Origin of the sequence: Allopontixanthobacter sediminis (assembly GCF_009828115.1) — a bacterium.
GTDB lineage: Bacteria > Pseudomonadota > Alphaproteobacteria > Sphingomonadales > Sphingomonadaceae > Allopontixanthobacter > Allopontixanthobacter sediminis.
On record NZ_WTYL01000005.1, the window covers coordinates 18429 to 35869 of the forward strand.

Below are 17441 nucleotides of genomic sequence, written 5' to 3' on the forward strand. Positions count from 1 at the left end.
CGCCTTTCAGAAGCTTTGGCGGCGCGAATCCGGATTCATGCACGCCGGTCCGGGCAACCCGGGGAGCAATCCCGCGCCCGAAACGACGCTTCCAAGCGACACGGCTGCGTCGATCAGGTCGTTGACGGCGTCCTCCTCGATCATCAGCGCCGCCGTTGAGCGTAGGGCTGTTGGCCGCGACAAGCGGATACCGGAAATGAGGCTCAGCACGAGGGCCTCATGTTCGTGGACCCGGTTGCACTGCAACTGGCCGTAACGAAAAGTTTCCAGCGAATTCCGGCTCAGGACCAGCATGAACATATGGAAATGCGGCAGGCCGGCGATTATGCCCCCTTGCGCGAAGGCTGGACCGATCGCCGTGCAAGGGCATCGGATTTCATGCACCGATTTGACCCAGCTACGGATCGCCCAGACCATGAACCGCCCGCCGCGATCGAGAGATGTCACCGGGCGATCGACAAATGCGTACATGGGGGCACATCCTTTCTGGGCTAGCGGCGGGATCGCCTGATTCGCATGAGCACCTACTACCAATTGCGATTGCGTCTCATTAGCGAATTGTTTCCACGAGATCGCCCAGTCTGTCAAGACTGTTGAGAATTGTTTGCAATAAAGATCAGGGCTCGGCCGGATTGGCGGGTCGTACGCATAGAGGATCCCGAAATCCCTCGCCCGCCCCTTCGGATGCCCAGGTCAAATTCGGCACCGCTTAGGTCACATTTCTTGTCACCGCGGGGATGGGACTTGCTCCCGAATGGATCAACACCGAGCAGCACCGCTGCGCCGATCGGAACCAAACTCAATCCCCTACGGGCGTTGGCGCCAGTCGCTGCAGAGCGCGGCTGTCATGATCCGCGATTGCCAAACGCTTCGCCGCCCATTTGATGGTCGGACCCTGTATCAGGCTCGACAACAGCACGACGAAAAAGACGACATTGAAGATTGCGAATGCACCTTCCACACCGGCGACGATGGGGAATGTGGCCAGGACAATCGGTACCGCGCCGCGTAGCCCGGCCCATGAAACAAACAGCTTCGCCCGCCATCCGAAGCCGCGGAACGGGGCGAGGCAGAGAAATACGCTGAGGGGCCGGGCCACAAACATCAGGATGGCGGTAATTGCCAGTCCGGGGAGGATCACCGGTTCGATCTGAGACGGGGTGACCAGAAGCCCGAGCGTGAGGAACATCGTGACCTGCGCCAGCCACGCCATGCCGTCCTGAAATGTCGAAACCGTGCGTTTCGCAGCATAATGCTGGTTGCCCGCCACCAGACCGGCAAGATAGGCAGCCAGAAAGCCGTTGCCGGACAGCAGCTCGGCGGCTCCGAAGGCGATGAGCGCCGCGGCGATCGAAATCACGAACGCGAGGCCGCCCTGCCGGTAGCCACCGCGTTTCAGGATGGCCGGCATTGCATAACCGGCTCCCACGCCGACCAGCGCACCCATCAGCATCTGGACGATGAAATCGGGTACCAGCTTAAAGGCAGAAGCACCGGGTTCAGCCATGAATAGCAGGACCGCACCGACCAGGAAAATCGCCATCGGATCGTTCGAACCGGATTCGACTTCGATCAGTGCCGCCACATCGCCGTGCAGGTCGAGGCCGGTCGACCGGAGAATCGCGAAAACGGCGGCCGCATCGGTGGATGCGATGATCGCGCCCAGTAGCGCCGCCTGGGCCGGATCGACGTCAAGCAGGAAAACCGCCGACACGGCCACGATGCCCGCGCTGATCATTACCCCGGCCGAAGCGAGCACCAGTGCCGGTGCAGCCACACGGCGCGCGTCTTTCCAGTCGGTGTCGAGCCCGCCGGAAAACAGTATGAACACCAACGAAGCCATTCCGACGGCCTGGGCGACTTCGAAATTGTCGAACGCGATCCCCCCGGGACCATCGACGCCTGCGAGCATACCGAGGCCTAGAAATCCGATAAGAGCGGGCATGCCAAACCGGCTCGACAAGCTCCCGGCAAGGACGGTGGTCAGCAGAAGTACGCCCAGCAGCAGGAGCGTCGATTCAGTGTCGAGGAATGCCATCAGCCCGCCCTAGCACGCCGGACGACGGCCGCACGCCTTATTGACGGATGCCCGCTGCTGACTTGTCGGGCCGCATGAATTCCGAGGCGTCAGCCCCGCTTTCGCCATTCCTCGTTGCGCGCCGGTTCCTCTTTGGCCAGCCGCCGCGAGATGACCGCTGTCTGGGTTATGAAGAGCAGAATCAGGATCGCGCCGACAGCGCCGACGAATATGTCGAAGCCCGAGACATTGCCGAACCAACCGGGGCCGGGGCCGAAGCCCATCATCGCGAGGGTCAGGCCGATGAGCATGAAGCGCAGTTCGGTCGGCCCTGCATTCAGGTAGGAAAGCTTGAGTTCGCCGAGGACCCGTACGGACAGAAACGCATGGATCGAGAGGAGGAGATAGCCTGCCAGGGCGATCAGGGCGACTTCGAGCACCACATACGGGCTGAGGCCGATGCCGATCACCAACATAGTCGTGGCCACACCGTCGCAGCTATGGTCGAGAAAGTATCCGTATCGTGGCCGCTCGATCTTGCGGAAGCGGGCGAGGCTGCCATCCGTGCTGTCGCCGAACCACTGCACCGCATAGCCCGCAATCGCGAGCCATAGCCATTCCTCCGCAAGGTTGCTCAGCACATAGCCAAGGAAGATCACGATGGCCCCGGCGATGCCGAGGTAGGTCAGCATGTCGGGCGTAACCCAGCGCGGCATGCGTGCGCAAATCCAGTTTAGCAGCCGGCGCTCCGAGCGAGCTAATACATTCTCCTGAATCCGGTCAATCGGCTTAAGTGCAACTGGTTTCTCGCTCACGGCAACCCTTTATCGTAGCCGGGTAACAGCCCGCTAGGGCAGGGCTTCTACAGGAAACCTGTCATAAAACCAACTCGGCAAGGCGCATGTGCGGAGCGTCTAGCCGATAGAAGCTCCAGGACACCTCGGCGGCGAAGACCGGGCACGCCGCCGTCCTGCCGAACCGATGACAGTCCATACCGCAATCCTAGGAACGGGACCGGCGCTTTTCCGTTGGAACGTGCATGGAGCACATTTTAACCGACGAGGGCCGGTCCGCGGCCGAAGACCAATCGATTTCGGCAGCCACCATGCATTCGGCAAAAAGCGATCTGGCCTGGGACATGATCGCGCAACCGGGGCCGGTGATGATCACCGCGATCCATGCCGGGCATACAATTCGGGATTCCCTCCTGCCCTGGCTCGAGATCGATGATCAGGCGCGATTGCGTGAAGAAGACCCGCTGACCGACTTTTTCCTTCCCGCCGGCGACACGATTTTCCGCGCCAACCGCTCGCGCTTTGAATTCGACCTCAATCGTCCCGCGAACAAGGCGATGTCGGTCGATCCGAAGGATACCTGGGGCCTGAAGGTCTGGGAACGCGATCTGCCACAGGAGGAAATCGATGCCTCCCTGGCGCTCCACGAGCAATTCTATCGCCTGATGGCCGAACGCGCGGAAGCGATGATCGCAGAGCACGGCCAGATCCTTGTGCTCGATATTCACAGTTACAACCACCGGCGCGGCGGGCCAAACGAGCCCGCGGACAAGCAGGAAGACAGCCCGGATATCGATCTCGGCGCAACCACTCTCGACAAATCCGTGTTTGGCGGATTGCTCGACGAGTTCGCGGAAGGGTTACGGTCGCGGCCAGTGCGGGGCAAATCACCCGACGTGCGGGTGAATGTCCGGTGGGAGGATGGAGGCAATTTCCCCGAATGGCTGTATGCGCGGTACGGCGATGCGGCCTGCGTCATCACCCTTGAATACAAGAAGATATTTATGGATGAATGGAGCCATTCCGCCGACATCGCAGCGCTGCAAGAATTGCGCGAGGGTTTCATCGAAGCGGTGTCCAGGGCCCGGCGCTGGCTAGCGCGGCCTGCAGGCGCTCGATGAACGCTGCAGCTCCCAGCAAGCAATCCCAAGGCATGGAAACGCTGTGCCCTGCGGCGGTTGAAGTCGACCGCGCGCTGTCGCTCATGGACGCCAAGGTGGACTGGCTCCGCCGCCTGACGCCCGTCAACATTACCGAAATCTGGGACGGCTTCCGCGCTTCCGGTTACCGTGACATGCCCGACAGCCGCTTCAGCGAAGGGCTGGAAAACGATGCCCCCGTCCTTCGCAGCGAATTGTTCGCCTTGCCTGTCCGAGAGGTCGAGAATCATTTGCTGCAGGCATTGCTGCTCGAAAAGCAGCGCGAGATCGACCAGCAGATCGAGTTGGTCCGGATGCGCGACAAGGACGGGTTCATCCTCGCCAGTATCGACCTGTTCGGGCACGTTAGCGAACAAGCGCTGCGGGATGCGCAGGACCTGCTGAACGGGGTCCCGCTGGTCGAGCCCGATCCCGACGATGCGGGCGCGACCGAAATGTGCGAAGCCGCGCGCGCCGAGGTGCGTGGCTACCAGGCGCTTCATCCACAATTTGAATGCGAGGTCATTGTCGATCCAACTCTCGGAACGTCGTTGTACGTGTCGCAGGGTAATTTTCACGTCGCCCATGATTTCCGCACATCCGGTTCGCGGATCGATCCGCTGATCCAGCACGAAATCGGGACGCACGCGGTGACCCGGCACAACGGTCGGCGCCAGCCCCTCCATACGCTCGCCGGGGGTCTGGCCGATTACGACGAATTGCAGGAAGGCCTCGCGGTGCTGGCAGAATATCTGGTCGGCTACCTTCCGGCGCAGCGGCTTCGAACGCTGGGCGCCCGGGTCGTCGCGGCCCACATGGCGGTCGAGGAAAGCACCGGTCCGGAAATATACGGCTGCCTGATGGAAGACTATCAGATCGGTTCCGCGGTCGCTTTCGACACGGCTTTACGCGCCAAGCGGGGCGGCGGCCTGACCAAGGACGCGCTCTATCTCAAGGGACTCGCGGAACTGCTTGCCTATCTGCGCAACGGCGGGGATTTCGAAATCCTCTTTCTTGGTAAATTCGCGCTCAAGCATCTGCACAGCCTCGAAACATTGCTCGACGACGGCATCCTCCATCCGCCCGAAATCCTGCCTTCCTACCTCGGCAACCCTTCTGTCCAGAAACGGCTAGCCGAGGCCCGCACTATCCCCATCACCGAATTTTACCACGAAAGCCCCCTCGCATGACCGACGCCAAGCCCAAGAAAAAAGCCAAAACCAAAGCCAAAGCGCGAGCCAAGAACGGGGGCGAGACCATCAAGATCGCTTTCGTGGTCAACCGGGTCGCGACCGAGCAGGACGATTACACCACCATCCGGCTGGCCCGCAAAGCGGTCGCGCGGGGCCACACGGTGGCGCTGATCGGGCTCGGGGATTTCATTTACGATTGGCAGGATGGCATCTGCGCGATGGCAACCATCAGCAAGATCGCCAAGTTCGACGACGATACGACCTATCTCGCGCATCTGCAGGACCCCAAAATGGCCCGCGAGCGCATCAATCTTTCCGAGTACGACATCCTGATGCTGCGCAGTGATCCGGCAGCGGAACTGACGACCCGTAACTGGGCTCCGTCCTCCGGACTGCTGTTCGCGCAGCTTGCTTCCTTGAGGAACACGATCGTCCTGAATGACCCGAAACAGCTGACCGATGCGGTCAACAAAACGTATTTTCAGGGCTTCCCCGAAGCGGTCCGGCCCGAGACCAGTATCACCCGTGAACCCGATGAAATCAGCCGGTTCCTCGATGCGCATGACGGGAAGGGTGTGATCAAGCCGCTGCAGGGATCGGGCGGGCAGGGTGTGTTCCTGATCGACGAGGACAACCGCCAGAACCTCAACCAGATCGTCGAAGCCGTCATTCGCGACGGCTATGCGATCGTCCAGGAATACCTGCCCGCTGCCAAGAAGGGCGATTTAAGGATGATCACCCTCAACGGAAGGCCGCTGAAAGTTGATGACACCTACGCCTGCATCCACCGGTTCAGCCAGACCGACGATCACCGCTCCAACATTTCCGCCGGCGGCGGCGTCGAGATGGTCGTTCCCGACGAGGTTGCCCTCCAGATCGCGGAAATCGTCGGACCCAAGCTGATCGACGACGGGATGTATCTGACCGGGCTCGACATCGCGGGCGACAAGATGATGGAGATTAATGTCGACACGCCCGGCGGCCTCAATTTCATGGAAGATCTCAGCGGGGTGGATTTCAGCGGTGCGATCCTCGATGATCTGGAGCGCAAGGTCCGGCTTCAGGGGCAGTATGGCGGCACCCTCACCAACCGCCAGTTGGCCGTGTTATAGGCTTGCGGCCAAGCCCGCGGTCTGGGTTGAGCGAGAATTCGGTGACCGATACTGGGTGCCAGACCTGTGACTGTCTGATCGTCGGCGGAGGTCCGGCCGGGCTGACCGCGGCCATCTACCTTGCGCGCTTTCACCTTTCGGTATCGGTGATCGATAGTGGGCACAGCCGGGCCGGGCTGATCCCGTGCTCGCGCAACCATGCCGGATTCCCGGAGGGTATTTCCGGTAACGAACTGCTGTCGCGGATGCGCGATCAGGCGGTTCGTTACGGCGCAAGCCTCCATCACGGGATGGTGACGGATATCGCGCGCCCGAATGGCCGGTTCGTGGCGCAAACGGAGTGCGGCGAGTTTTCCGCAAAGTCGGTGTTGCTGGCGACCGGGGTGGTCAACCGCCGCCCCGAGATGATGGATGCCGGCGTCCATGACCGCGCGCTCGCCAACGGCCTGCTGCGGTATTGCCCGATTTGCGACGGCTACGAAGTCACCGACAAGCGGATCGCCGTCCTCGGCAGCGGACAACGCGGAGTGGACGAGGCGGTTTTCCTGCGCAGCTATTCTGCCGACATCACGCTGGCCGCGCCGGCTGGTGGGCACGATCTCGATGACGAGATGCGGGCCCGGCTGGCGGATGCCGGTATCAAACTGGCAGGTGCGTGCCGCGCGATATCGCTGGATCGCGATCAAATCGTTCTCGATCTGGACGGCGACCAGCGGCCATTCGACACGCTGTATCCAGCGCTCGGGTCCGAGATCCGCTCCGAATTGGCCGGCAATCTCGGCGTCGAACTCGGCGAGGAAGGGTGCCTGGTCGTCGACGCGCACCAGCGGACGGATATCGAGGGGCTATACGCTGCCGGGGATGTCGTGCTCGGGCTCGACCAGCTCAGCCACGCGATCGGTGAAGGGGGTGTCGCCGCAACGACGATCCGCAATGATCTGGCCAAATTGTCGCCCTTGCGGCGTCCGGACTTGCAAGCCGGTCCATCTGCCGTTACCTGACCGCCATCATCGGACCCGGCCCGCCGGGTGGCTCGGCCCGGCGCCTATCCCCGGGACAACATACCAGACCAGTATTCCAGTGCCGCACATCGTGGTCGCACCCGCAACATCATGCCGGTGGACCTTGGCGGCCTTGCGGGTCAGACCAGGGTTTCCATGTTCGATACAGCTGCGCTCCGGCACGAATGGCTTTCAAATCCCCGGCGGGATATCCTGGCCGGCATCGTCGTCGCGCTGGCGCTTATCCCGGAGGCAATCGGATTCTCGATCATCGCCGGGGTCGATCCGCGTGTTGGCCTCTACGCCTCCTTCTCCATCGCGGTGATCATTTCGCTCGTCGGTGGGCGTCCCGGCATGATCTCGGCTGCGACCGCGGCGGTTGCCGTGCTCGTAGTGCCGCTCGTCCGGGATTATGGGGTGGACTACCTGTTCGCCGCGACGATCCTGATGGGCGTGATCCAGGTCATCGCAGGCTTCCTCCGGTTGAACCTGCTGATGCAGTACGTGTCGCGTTCGGTCATCACCGGCTTCGTCAACGCGCTGGCGATCCTGATCTTCATCGCCCAGCTGCCCGAACTGACCGGCGTTCCGATGCTGACCTATGCGCTGGTCGCCGCCGGTCTTGCGATCATCTACCTCCTGCCGCGACTGACAAGGGCAGTCCCTTCGCCGCTGGTGGCCATCGCCGTGCTGACGGCGCTGGTCTACTATGCCGGCTTCGACGTGCGCACGGTGGGGGACATGGGCGAGCTGCCATCGTCGCTGCCCGCATGGTTCATCCCCGATGTGCCGTTCACGCTCGAAACCCTCCGGATCATCCTGCCTTTCTCCGCCACGATGGCGGCGGTCGGCCTGCTCGAATCGATGTTGACGGCGCAGATCGTGGACGATCTGACCGACACCGGCTCGAACAAGCAGCGCGAGATGAAAGGGCAGGGCATCGCCAACTTCTTCACCGGTTTCCTTGGCGGCATGGGCGGCTGCGCGATGATCGGCCAGTCTGTGATCAACGTGAAATCCGGCGGCGAGACCCGCCTGTCGACCTTCGTGGCCGGCGTGTTCCTGTTGTTCCTGCTGCTGGTCCTCGGTCCGCTGGTTGCGCAGATCCCGATGGCATCGCTCGTCGCGGTGATGATCATGGTGTCGATCGGCACGTTCTCGTGGCGCTCGATCAAGGACATCCGCCATTATCCGTGGCAATCGTCGGTGGTGATGATCGTGACTGTCGTGGTGGTGGTCTGGACCCACGACCTGGCGCAAGGCGTCCTCGCCGGTGTCATCCTTTCCGGACTGTTCTTCGCCAGCAAGGTCAAGCGGATGTTCACCGTCGCGACCGAGCTTTCGGCGGACGCGGCCACCCGGACTTACCGGATCGAAGGGCAGGTATTCTTCGCGTCTTCCGACCGTTTCGTGGAAGCATTCGATTACAGGGAAGTGCTGGACCGCGTGGTGATCGACGTCAGCCAGGCGCACTTCTGGGATATCTCGGCCGTGGGCACGCTGGACAAGGCGATCCTCAAATTCCGGCGCGAAGGTACAATGGTCGAGATTATCGGACTGAACGACGCGAGCGCGGCCATGATTGAACGCTACGCAGTCCATGACAAACCCGGCGCGGAAGCTCAGGCTGGAGGTCACTGATGGGAGAGACAACGATGGAAAACATCCTCGCGGCAATCGACGCCTCGGCCTATGCTGCCAGCGTGTGCGGCTATGCCGGCTGGGCGGCAAAGAGGCTGTCGCTACCCGTTGAACTGCTTCACGTCGTCCAGCGGCAGGACCCGGTGACCGCGCGCAGGGATTTGTCCGGCGCAATCGGCCTCGGGGTGAAGAGCGACCTGATGGAAGAGCTTGTCCGGTTGTCGGAAGAAAGCAGCCGGACCGAGATCGAAAAGGGGCGCATCCTGCTCAAGGCCGGCGAACAGTTGCTGCGGGAGGCGGGTGTTGCCGATGTCACGATCCTTCACCGGCATGGCGGCATTGTCGAGACAATCCTCGAGCGCGAAGACCATGCGCGCCTGGTAGTGATGGGCAAGCGCGGCGTCGGTCACGAATTCGCGTCCGACCACATCGGTTCGATGATTGAGCGCGTCGTCAGGGCAAGCGCCCGGCCGGTGCTGGTCGCCTCACGTGAATTCGCGGAACCACGGCACGTCGTGTTCGCCTATGACGCCAGCCCGGCTGCCGAACGCGCGCTCGAACGGCTGGCCAATTCGCCGCTGTTCGACGGCCTGCCGGTCACTATCGTGATGGCGGAAGCGGACGGCGAAGCGAAACGCGCGCAATTGGCCAAGGCCGAGGCGGTTTTCGCATCGGGCCATCCGGTCACTGTGATCATGGAGCGGGGGAAGGCCGAACACGTAATCCCCCATGTCGTGGCATCAACCGGCCAGCCCTTGCTGCTGATGGGTGCCTATGGCCATTCCCCGATCCGCCGCATGATCGTCGGCAGCACGACCACCGAGATGGTGCGCACGGTCAAGGCGCCGGTGCTGATGGTGAGGTAGTCAGCGCCCTCACAATTATGCTTGCCGCGAATGCATGGCAGGCGGAAGAATTTGCACCGCCGCGATCGGGACGATTGCCTAAACTCCCGAATTCCTTTTTGAAAACACGCTATTTCTTGTGCAACCCGACGCGGCTTCTATAACCGATTGATTATATCGTTCTGGGGGGGATGAGGTGCTCGATCTGGTATCCTTGATGTTGGCTGCTTCGGCTGCGCTAACGACACCTGCGTTAGAGCCGGCCGAAAAAAATCCACCCACCACTGTTTCGGTGGAAAAGCCTGAACAGGCTCCCGCGAAGCTTCCTACCGAAGCGTTTGCAAGACTGCCATTTATCGAATTGGCCGAGATATCGCCCGATGGCACCCATATCGCCGGCTTGTTCGCCATCGGCGGCGTACAGCAGATCCTGATTGCACCGCTGAACTTCGACATGGATAAAATCAGGAATGTTGGAGTGCCCGATGGCACCCAGGTCAGTCACATCCGCTGGGCCAACGACGATAATATCCTGGTCAGCGTGTATGGATTGGCAGCTGTCGAAAGAGACCAATGGTACCTTTCGCGCATATTGTCGGTAAATCGCAGCAGCGGAAAACTCACCAAGCTGCTGTGGGACAAGGCGGGGCAAAACTCTGGTGATATCTTGTGGATCTCGTCCGATGGAAGTTCCGACATCCTGGCTGCGGCGCAGGGATCAATCTATTCCAGCGACGCGACTTTCTGGCCCACGGTTTACCGCCTCAACGTTGAAACCGGCAAAAAGCGCGTCGAGACCCGGGGCATTGAATATGTCATGGACTGGAGCGCCGATCACACCGGCAAGGTCCGGATCGGCGTCGGTTACAACGACCGGAGCCAGCAGTCGCGAATGCTCTATGCCCAGGAAGGAAGTCGTTCGTTTCGAACCGTGGAACGGGCCGATATGGGAGAAGAAGAAAATTTGAACCTCCCCTTCCTGTTTGTTCCCGGGACCGACAACGGTTTTGTGATCAAGGAGGACAGCCGCGGGAAATCTGTTGTAATCGAGCGAAACCTCCTCACCGAACAGGACATCCGCACGGTCTACGAAGCCCCTGATGACGATATTGCCGGGGTGGTGCTGTCATTCGACGGTTCAAGACTTCTGGGGGTTCGCCTCAGCGGGCGGGAGAAGGATGTCGACTGGCTCGATCCAGACCTCAAGAAAGCCCAGGCATACCTCGACGAGGCCGCTCCGATGGCAGAGGTCCAGATACAAAGCTTCAGCCGTGATCAGAGCAAGATGCTGGTCCATATCGGATCATCGGACAATCCCGGCCTGATTTACTTCTTCGATGCCGAAGGCCAGATCCTGTCGAGAATCGCCGCGGTGAACCAGTCGATTGAGGGTCGCCGCCTCGCCCCTACAAAATTCGTGCAGTATGAAGCCAGGGATGGTCTCGAAATAGAGGGGGTGCTCACCCTGCCGAGGGGCCGGGCGGCCAAGAACCTGCCACTGGTCGTCATGCCGCATGGCGGACCTTGGGGGCATGACAGTCTGACATACGATTACTGGGCCCAGTTTCTCGCCGACCGGGGGTATGCAGTGCTGCAACCCAATTTTCGCGGATCCACCGGTTACGGCGATGACTTTGTCAACAAGGGACAAGGTCAATTGGGCTTCGCGATGCAGGACGATATCACCGACGGGGTCAAGTGGGCGGCAAGCCAGGGAATTGCAGATCCCGCCCGCGTGTGCATCGTCGGCGCGTCATACGGTGGGTATGCTGCAATGTGGGACCTTATAAAAGACCCCGATCTTTATCGCTGCGCCATTTCGATTTCCGGTGTCTCTGCGCTCAGGCGAGAAGTGAACGATTTCGGGGGCAGCCTTCGCGAAAATCTCTACACGGACCAATGGAAGAAAATGACGCCCGATTTTAACGCGGTGTCACCGCTCTATGCTGTCGATCGCATAAAGGCTCCGCTCCTGCTCATCCACGGCATGAAGGACGTAACGGTCGACCATAAACAATCGGTCCTGATGCAGAAGGCGATGGTCAAGGCCGGGAAGCCAAGCGAGTTCGTGTCTCTGGAAAATGCGGACCACTACTTTACGCGTGAGCCAGACAGGTTGCTTCTCCTGCAATCGATGGAAGCATTTCTTGCAAAGCATAACCCTGCCGATTGAGGCGCTTGTCAGCTAAAGCCGGTGATGACAGGGCCCCGGCTGGCCTTGCTTATCTGCCACGCCACGCGGTCCGAGCTATCTCCAACCGACCGATGGCGTCTGTCAACTTGTCGGCATCATGCACGCAGGCAGGGATCCGTCAGGCTTCTTCCACCCAATTGCGGCGGAGGTGCGGCCCGGCCAGTGCCATCAGGAGCGCGGCGAGGCCGTAGAGCGCGAGCGAATAGAGCATCGAGTAGCGTAGCGCCGAATCCCCGTAAAACGGCACCAGCCAATCCGAAAATGCGCCGAGTGCGTAGATACCGCCGCCGAGGCCGATCAGATTGTTGATCAGCAGGAACAATGCCGATGCGGTCGCGCGAAATGGCGGCTCGACGAGGTGTTGTACGGCAGACAGGACCGGGCCGAGCCAGATGTAGGCGAGCGCCTGTGGCAGCAGAAACAGTGCGAAGGCCAGCGGAACGCTGTCGGTCATGATCCCGGCGGCAAAAAACGGCACGCCGAGCACGAAGGCGAGCGCCGGAATATAGCCGAAGTAGGCCCGGTCGCGCGAACCGACCCTGTCACCCAGCCAGCCGCCTGCGAGCACTCCCACTACGCCGCCAAGCAGCAGGACGCTGCCGTAAAAAAGCGAGGTTTCGAGCAAGCTCAGCCCGAAACTTCGTTGCAGCAGGCTTGGCAGCCAGAACGCGATTCCATACCCGAGCATGGAAGAGGACGCGGCACCGAACGCGAGGAACCAGAAGGCAGGTTTGCGCGCGAGGATCCGCACGGTGTCCATGAACGGCGATGCGGTGACGGCGGGTCCAGACGGCGCGGGCTTGGGGCGGTCACGCACGACGAACTTGAACAACGGGGCGATCAGTACTCCGGCAATCCCGACCACGAAAAAGGCGATGCGCCAGTCGACCGTGCTGGCAATATAACCCCCCGCGATAACCCCTGTTGCCGAACCGATCGGGATTCCGAGCGAATAGATCGACAACGCGAAGGCGCGACGGTTGCTGGGAAAATAGTCGCCGATCAGGGCGTAGGACGGCGCGACGCCGCCGGCCTCTCCGATCCCGACGCCGAGCCGGGCGAGGAAGATGTGCCAGAACCCCTGCGCGAAGCCGCACACTGCGGTGAACCCGCTCCATAGGACCAGGCTGACCGTTATGACCCAGGAACGGCTGGTGCGATCGGCGAGGAAAGCCAGGGGCACGGCGAAGGTCGAATAGAGCAGGGCAAACGCGACCCCGCCGAGTAGCCCCATCTGTCCATCCGACAGCTTCAGCTCGGCCTGGATCGGCGCGGCGAGGATGGCGAGGACCTGGCGGTCGACGAAGTTGAAAATGTAGACGAGCAGCAGCATGGCCAGGACAACACCTGGCCGCGTCGGCGACTTTGCGGACAAATCAGGTGAGGTGATTTTGGAGGAACCCTTCGATTTCGGCCACAGCTTCCGGTTCGTCCAAAAGCGGGGCATGACCGCGGTTGGGCACGGTGACACTCACGAAGGGGCCGTCGTGGCGGCGGTGCATTTCGTTCACGGTGTCCGGCGACAGGACGTCGCTCGATTGCCCTCGCAAAACCAGAGCCGGGACCTGTTTGATCGTGTCCCAGACGTGCCACAGATCGGCAGGTTCGGGATCGGGCGCGTCGCTGCCGAATTCCTGCGAGATCGCCGGGTCGTAATTGAACGCGATGGTGCCGTCCGCTTGCTGGGCGCAGGTGCGGCGCGCGAAGGCCAGCCAGTCCTCATTGCCGAGGTCCGGCAGGGCGGCGGCGTTGATCTGCTTGCACCGATCGGCGGCGTCGTTCCAGTTGGCCATCGGTGTGTCCTGGCCGGCATAGGACCTGATCCGCTCGATCCCTTCCTCCATCAATTCAGCGCCGACATCGTTCAGCACGATCGCGCGGACCCGAGCGGGTTCGGTCGCCGCCATCAGCATCGCCATCAGCCCGCCGAGCGACGTTCCGATCAGCCCGGCCTGGCGGATATCCAGGCTGTCGAGGAGAGCCCACATGTCCTTCGCATAGACGTCCGGGCGATAGTTGGCCGGTTCCGGATCGTAGTCGGACAATCCGCGCCCGCGCTGGTCGGCAACGACAAGGCGGTACTTGCCCGCCAGATGGTCCGCAAGCGCCTCGAAGTCGGCCGAGTTGCGGGTCAGTCCGTGCATCAGCAGCAGCGCCGGAGCGCCGGCCTGTTCGCCCGGGTAACCCCGGGCGAACAGGGTCAGGCGCTGGTCGGCACTGCCGTAACGGTGTTCACGATATCCAGTCATTCGGAGTCCCGGCGGGACGCGTTCAGAACTGGACCGTCGCAGTCACGAACACCTGGCGGGGATTGCCGTAAAATGCGGTCAACGTCCCCTCGGGGCCCAAGGTCGGTATCGGGAAACCGGTCGCTCCGAGCGGGATTTCGCCTGTAACCGCGTTGGCGGCAATGAAGGTGTAGCCCGACGTCTTGTACTGCTTGTCGAGCAGGTTCTTGCCGAAGATCCCGATGCTCCAAACATCGCCCGGAGCGCTATAGACTATGCTGGCGTCCCAGAGGGCATATCCCTTCTGGTCGATGTAGGGGTTGGGCAGTTCGAACTGGAAGGTCTTGCTGCGGTAGGAAACCGAAGTGTTCAGCGCGAGATCGCCCGCGCCGACCGGGGTGAGGTAGGAAAGTGCGGCATTTCCGGTCCAGGTCGGCGTGTTCTGCACCTCGCGGAAATCGGCCACGTCGGTCGGAATGCCGCCAATGTTGGTGATGTATTCCTTGTACTCGGCATCGATATAGCCAAGTGCCCCCGACAGGGTTAGCCGGTCCCCGCCTGCCAGCACGTCGCGGCCCAGTTGCGCGGTCGCTTCCAGCTCGAGACCTTGCAGCCGCGCTTCACCGGCGTTGGAAATTACCCCGCAGAAGCTGGGCAGTCCGGCAACTTCGCATGCAACCGACCCGGGGATCTGGACGTCTGTATAGTCCATCCGGAATGCGGCGGCCGCGACATATAGCGCGCCGTCGAACAGATTGCCCTTATAGCCGATCTCGTAATTCTTGACGCTTTCCGGCGCGAAGCTGAGGAAGTCGGTTATCTCGGCGTCGGTGGGCCGCCCGGGGATCGCGGCGGGTGCGTTGCTGCCAACTCCGCGCGGATCGAAGCCGCCGCCTTTGAAGCCTTCCGAGTAACTCACATAGAAATTGTGATCTTCGGTCGGCTTGAAGCTAAGCGAAGCGCGAGGGGTGAACTTCTTGAATTTGGCGCTGCCCTGGAAATTTGTGGCCGGGGCACCGGCCGCGATGCCGAGACCGCCGAAGGTTGGCGAACCGCCGCCGACGTAATTCTGGCGAAGGATATCGGCGGTGCGTTCATCCCAGGTGTACCGTCCGCCGAGCGATGCGCTCAGCTGTTCGGAGAAATCGAACGTGAAATCGCCGAACACGGCGTAGGTTTCGGTATCGACCTCAGCCTGCGTGAACGCGGTCAGGCCGGCCACTGTCGTGAACAGCCGGACATCGAACAGGGTGTCGGCCTTCGCGTCGAGATAGTAGAAACCGAGCAGCCCCTGTAGCGGCCCGCCGTCATCATACAGCAGCTGTACTTCCTGGCTCAGCTGTTCGTTGAGGTAGAGGCCCGGCACGTCGAGATCGACCGCGGGAAGTGCGTCGAAATCGATCGGGGTCGCCGTGTCATCCTTGCGCCAGGCGCTGATCGAGCGGAATGTGAGCGCTTCGCTCAGTTCCAGCGAAACGTTCATTGCAAGACCGTAGGCTTCGATATCCTGGACTGGATCGTTCAGCCCGCCGCGGGTATCGTAAACATCGTCGAGGACCGGTGCGCCCGAAACCAGGCCCGGGATCAACCGGTGTCCGCCGCGCGGATTGCTCTTGTCGCGGGTATAGTCGCCGGTGATGCGGATCAGTCCGGGTTCGCCGTAGCCGCCGATTTCGAGGCTGGCGCGCGCACCCCAAAGGTCCTTGTCATAATTGTCGAGGCCGGTGGTGAGGTTCTCGCCGAAGCCGTCGCGGGTCAGTCGCGCGATCGAACCGCCGACGCGAACGAGGTCGCTGATCGGGGCCGAAGTGGTCACGACGCCTTCCAGCTGGTTATAGGTGCCGTATGTCGCGCGCGCCTTGAGCGCGAATTCCTGTGGCAGCTGGCGGGTGACGTATTTCACCGCTCCGCCGATGGTGTTGCGTCCGTAAAGCGTGCCCTGCGGCCCGCGCAGCACTTCGACGCGCTCGACATCGTAGATATCAAGGACGGCGGCCTGCGGACGGTTGAGGTAGACGTCATCGAGATAGATGCCGACGCCCTGCTCGAAGCCCGAAACCGGGTCCTGCTGGCCGACGCCGCGGATGAAGGCGCTGAGCGTCGAATTGGTCCCGCGGGAGGCTTCCAGTGTCACGTTGGGAACGGACTGGGCGACATCGGTAATGTCGAGCGCGCCGCGCTGCGCAAGCTGTTCACCGGAAATGGAAGTGACCGCGATCGGCACATCGATCAGCCGTTCTTCACGGCGGCGGGCGGTAACGATGATCATGCCTTCGCCGTCGTCGGTTTCCACGGCATCCGGCAATTCGGCCGGCGCTTCCTGCGCAAGGACCGGCTGCGTCAGGCAGCTGCCAAAAGCCAGCGCAGTGCCGAGTACGATCTTGCTGGTACCGCTCTTCAAAGCGAAAATCGCGTTCATCCATCATCTCCCATCGAACATTATCGTTCTAATGCGACCGGTTTATTGCATGTTGAATCACTATTCAACTCCTTTATTGCAACCCGGCGATTGCGTGTATAGAAATACCTCATGATCACCCGGACAAGCGCCCTCGAACGGCCCACAACAAAGCAGCCGAGAACCGACCGAGGTCGGCGAACGCGGCAGAAGCTGATTGATGCGGCGACCGCGGAATTCGGCGAGAAAGGATTTCACGACGCGTCGATCATCGGGATCACCGGCAGGGCCGGTACGGCGCTCGGCAGTTTCTACACCTATTTCGATTCCAAGGACGAAATCTTCCGCTCGCTGGTTCAGGAACTGAGCGACGCGGTCAAGGAGCGCGCGGCGCTCGCGCTGGTGCCCAATCAATCGGCGCTGGATGCGGAACGGTCAGCGCTGGCGGCCTTCCTCGAATTCGCGCGGGATCACAAGGAAATCTACCGGATCATCGACGAAGCCGAATTCGTTGATCCGCAAAGCTACCGCGAGCATTACGAACGCACGGCGCAGCGCATCGAGGAAAGGCTGGCGGAAGGTATCAAGTCCGGTGACTTGCGCCCCGACATCGGCGAAGTCGAAGCGTGGGCGATCATGGGGATGAACGTGTTCCTGGGCCTTCGCTTCAGCGTCTGGGGTGCAGATGCCGACCACACCGAAGTTTCGCGGGCCGCCAACGCGATGCTGGCGACAGGTATCGCCTCAAGGCGGTAATTTCCGCACTCGGTCTGCCCGGCTATCACAAGATGCCGGCGAAATTCATTCCAAGCAGCATCGCTGCCGCGAGGAACCCGAAGCCTCCGAAGTAGACCGCGTCCGCGTGGCGGCCCCACCATC

The 17441-nt window shown here is 61.6% G+C and carries 14 protein-coding genes and 1 other annotated feature; of the genes, 8 read left to right on the forward strand and 6 right to left on the reverse strand.

From position 1 onward, the window contains the following. Positions 1-6 precede the first annotated feature (6 nt). From GRI65_RS14540 to GRI65_RS14550, 3 genes are all read right to left on the reverse strand, one after another. Entirely contained in the window at positions 7-471 is a 465-nt protein-coding gene (locus tag GRI65_RS14540; RefSeq protein ID WP_160757321.1) for a hypothetical protein, read from the reverse strand. A 328-nt stretch (positions 472-799) separates the two neighbouring features. Continuing rightward, positions 800-2038, reverse strand: coding sequence for a potassium/proton antiporter (locus GRI65_RS14545; RefSeq protein ID WP_160757322.1), 1239 nt, complete (start codon positions 2036-2038; stop codon positions 800-802). A gap of 89 nt (positions 2039-2127) precedes the next feature. Continuing rightward, positions 2128-2733 carry a CDP-alcohol phosphatidyltransferase family protein gene (locus GRI65_RS14550; RefSeq protein WP_160757323.1) on the reverse strand — a complete coding sequence of 202 codons (606 nt, stop codon included), beginning with the start codon at positions 2731-2733 and terminating at the stop codon, positions 2128-2130. 323 nt (positions 2734-3056) lie between these two features. Here GRI65_RS14550 and GRI65_RS14555 point away from each other — a divergent pair, with 323 nt between their 5' ends. The 7 genes from GRI65_RS14555 to GRI65_RS15460 all read left to right on the forward strand — a co-directional run bounded on the left by GRI65_RS14555 (position 3057) and on the right by GRI65_RS15460 (position 11915). Beyond that, on the forward strand, positions 3057-3932 hold the full coding sequence (locus GRI65_RS14555; RefSeq protein ID WP_160757324.1) for an N-formylglutamate amidohydrolase: 876 nt from the start codon (positions 3057-3059) through the stop codon (positions 3930-3932). After that, positions 3929-5140, forward strand: coding sequence for a tyrosine/phenylalanine carboxypeptidase domain-containing protein (locus GRI65_RS14560; RefSeq protein ID WP_160757325.1), 1212 nt, complete (start codon positions 3929-3931; stop codon positions 5138-5140). The genes GRI65_RS14555 and GRI65_RS14560 overlap by 4 nt, the downstream gene beginning before the upstream one ends. Next, on the forward strand, positions 5137-6255 hold the full coding sequence (locus GRI65_RS14565) for an ATP-grasp domain-containing protein (protein WP_202391363.1): 1119 nt from the start codon (positions 5137-5139) through the stop codon (positions 6253-6255). Before GRI65_RS14560 ends, GRI65_RS14565 begins: the two co-directional genes overlap by 4 nt. 41 nt (positions 6256-6296) lie before the next feature. Then, a complete protein-coding gene (locus GRI65_RS14570; RefSeq protein WP_332872669.1) occupies positions 6297-7256 on the forward strand; it encodes an NAD(P)/FAD-dependent oxidoreductase in 960 nt (319 codons plus the stop codon). Positions 7257-7264: 8 nt separating this feature from the next. Beyond that, positions 7265-7317: a sequence feature (sul1 is cis-regulatory element that is thought to sense ions involved in sulfur or methionine metabolism; They are found in Alphaproteobacteria), on the forward strand. Between the two features lie 95 nt (positions 7318-7412). Then, the gene (locus GRI65_RS14575) at positions 7413-8897 is read left to right on the forward strand and encodes a SulP family inorganic anion transporter (RefSeq protein WP_160757372.1); all 1485 of its coding nucleotides are present in this window, start codon (positions 7413-7415) and stop codon (positions 8895-8897) included. Next, positions 8897-9763 (forward strand): universal stress protein, encoded by an 867-nt coding sequence (locus GRI65_RS14580; RefSeq protein WP_232844205.1) that lies wholly within the window; start codon positions 8897-8899, stop codon positions 9761-9763. Before GRI65_RS14575 ends, GRI65_RS14580 begins: the two co-directional genes overlap by 1 nt. A gap of 271 nt (positions 9764-10034) precedes the next feature. After that, positions 10035-11915 carry an alpha/beta hydrolase family protein gene (locus GRI65_RS15460; protein ID WP_160757326.1) on the forward strand — a complete coding sequence of 627 codons (1881 nt, stop codon included), beginning with the start codon at positions 10035-10037 and terminating at the stop codon, positions 11913-11915. Positions 11916-12054: 139 nt separating this feature from the next. On the opposite strand, the gene GRI65_RS14590 is transcribed toward GRI65_RS15460, so the two are convergent. The 3 genes from GRI65_RS14590 to GRI65_RS14600 are packed head-to-tail and all read right to left on the reverse strand — an operon-like array spanning position 12055 to position 16583. After that, positions 12055-13269 (reverse strand): spinster family MFS transporter, encoded by a 1215-nt coding sequence (locus GRI65_RS14590; RefSeq protein ID WP_232844206.1) that lies wholly within the window; start codon positions 13267-13269, stop codon positions 12055-12057. A gap of 43 nt (positions 13270-13312) precedes the next feature. Beyond that, positions 13313-14185, reverse strand: coding sequence for an alpha/beta fold hydrolase (locus GRI65_RS14595; protein ID WP_160757328.1), 873 nt, complete (start codon positions 14183-14185; stop codon positions 13313-13315). A 22-nt stretch (positions 14186-14207) separates the two neighbouring features. Continuing rightward, positions 14208-16583 (reverse strand): TonB-dependent receptor, encoded by a 2376-nt coding sequence (locus GRI65_RS14600; protein WP_160757329.1) that lies wholly within the window; start codon positions 16581-16583, stop codon positions 14208-14210. A gap of 111 nt (positions 16584-16694) precedes the next feature. On the opposite strand from GRI65_RS14600, the gene GRI65_RS14605 reads away from it, so the two are divergent. Beyond that, complete coding sequence (locus tag GRI65_RS14605; RefSeq protein ID WP_160757330.1) at positions 16695-17318, forward strand: TetR/AcrR family transcriptional regulator; 624 nt, start codon at positions 16695-16697, stop codon at positions 17316-17318. Positions 17319-17441 lie beyond the last annotated feature (123 nt).

Excerpts from the sequence above, each read along its gene's own strand:
- GRI65_RS14545 (WP_160757322.1), bottom strand. The coding sequence starts at position 2,038 with ATGGCATTCCTCGACACTGAATCGACGCTCCTGCTGCTGGGCGTACTT.
- GRI65_RS14565 (WP_202391363.1), top strand. The coding sequence starts at position 5,137 with ATGACCGACGCCAAGCCCAAGAAAAAAGCCAAAACCAAAGCCAAAGCG.
- GRI65_RS14575 (WP_160757372.1), top strand. The coding sequence starts at position 7,413 with ATGTTCGATACAGCTGCGCTCCGGCACGAATGGCTTTCAAATCCCCGG.
- GRI65_RS14580 (WP_232844205.1), top strand. The coding sequence starts at position 8,897 with ATGGGAGAGACAACGATGGAAAACATCCTCGCGGCAATCGACGCCTCG.
- GRI65_RS14605 (WP_160757330.1), top strand. The coding sequence starts at position 16,695 with ATGATCACCCGGACAAGCGCCCTCGAACGGCCCACAACAAAGCAGCCG.
- GRI65_RS14590 (WP_232844206.1), bottom strand. The coding sequence starts at position 13,269 with ATGCTGCTGCTCGTCTACATTTTCAACTTCGTCGACCGCCAGGTCCTC.
- GRI65_RS14555 (WP_160757324.1), top strand. The coding sequence starts at position 3,057 with ATGGAGCACATTTTAACCGACGAGGGCCGGTCCGCGGCCGAAGACCAA.
- GRI65_RS14560 (WP_160757325.1), top strand. The coding sequence starts at position 3,929 with ATGAACGCTGCAGCTCCCAGCAAGCAATCCCAAGGCATGGAAACGCTG.
- GRI65_RS14540 (WP_160757321.1), bottom strand. The coding sequence starts at position 471 with ATGTACGCATTTGTCGATCGCCCGGTGACATCTCTCGATCGCGGCGGG.
- GRI65_RS14595 (WP_160757328.1), bottom strand. The coding sequence starts at position 14,185 with ATGACTGGATATCGTGAACACCGTTACGGCAGTGCCGACCAGCGCCTG.
- GRI65_RS14600 (WP_160757329.1), bottom strand. The coding sequence starts at position 16,583 with ATGAACGCGATTTTCGCTTTGAAGAGCGGTACCAGCAAGATCGTACTC.
- GRI65_RS14550 (WP_160757323.1), bottom strand. The coding sequence starts at position 2,733 with ATGCCGCGCTGGGTTACGCCCGACATGCTGACCTACCTCGGCATCGCC.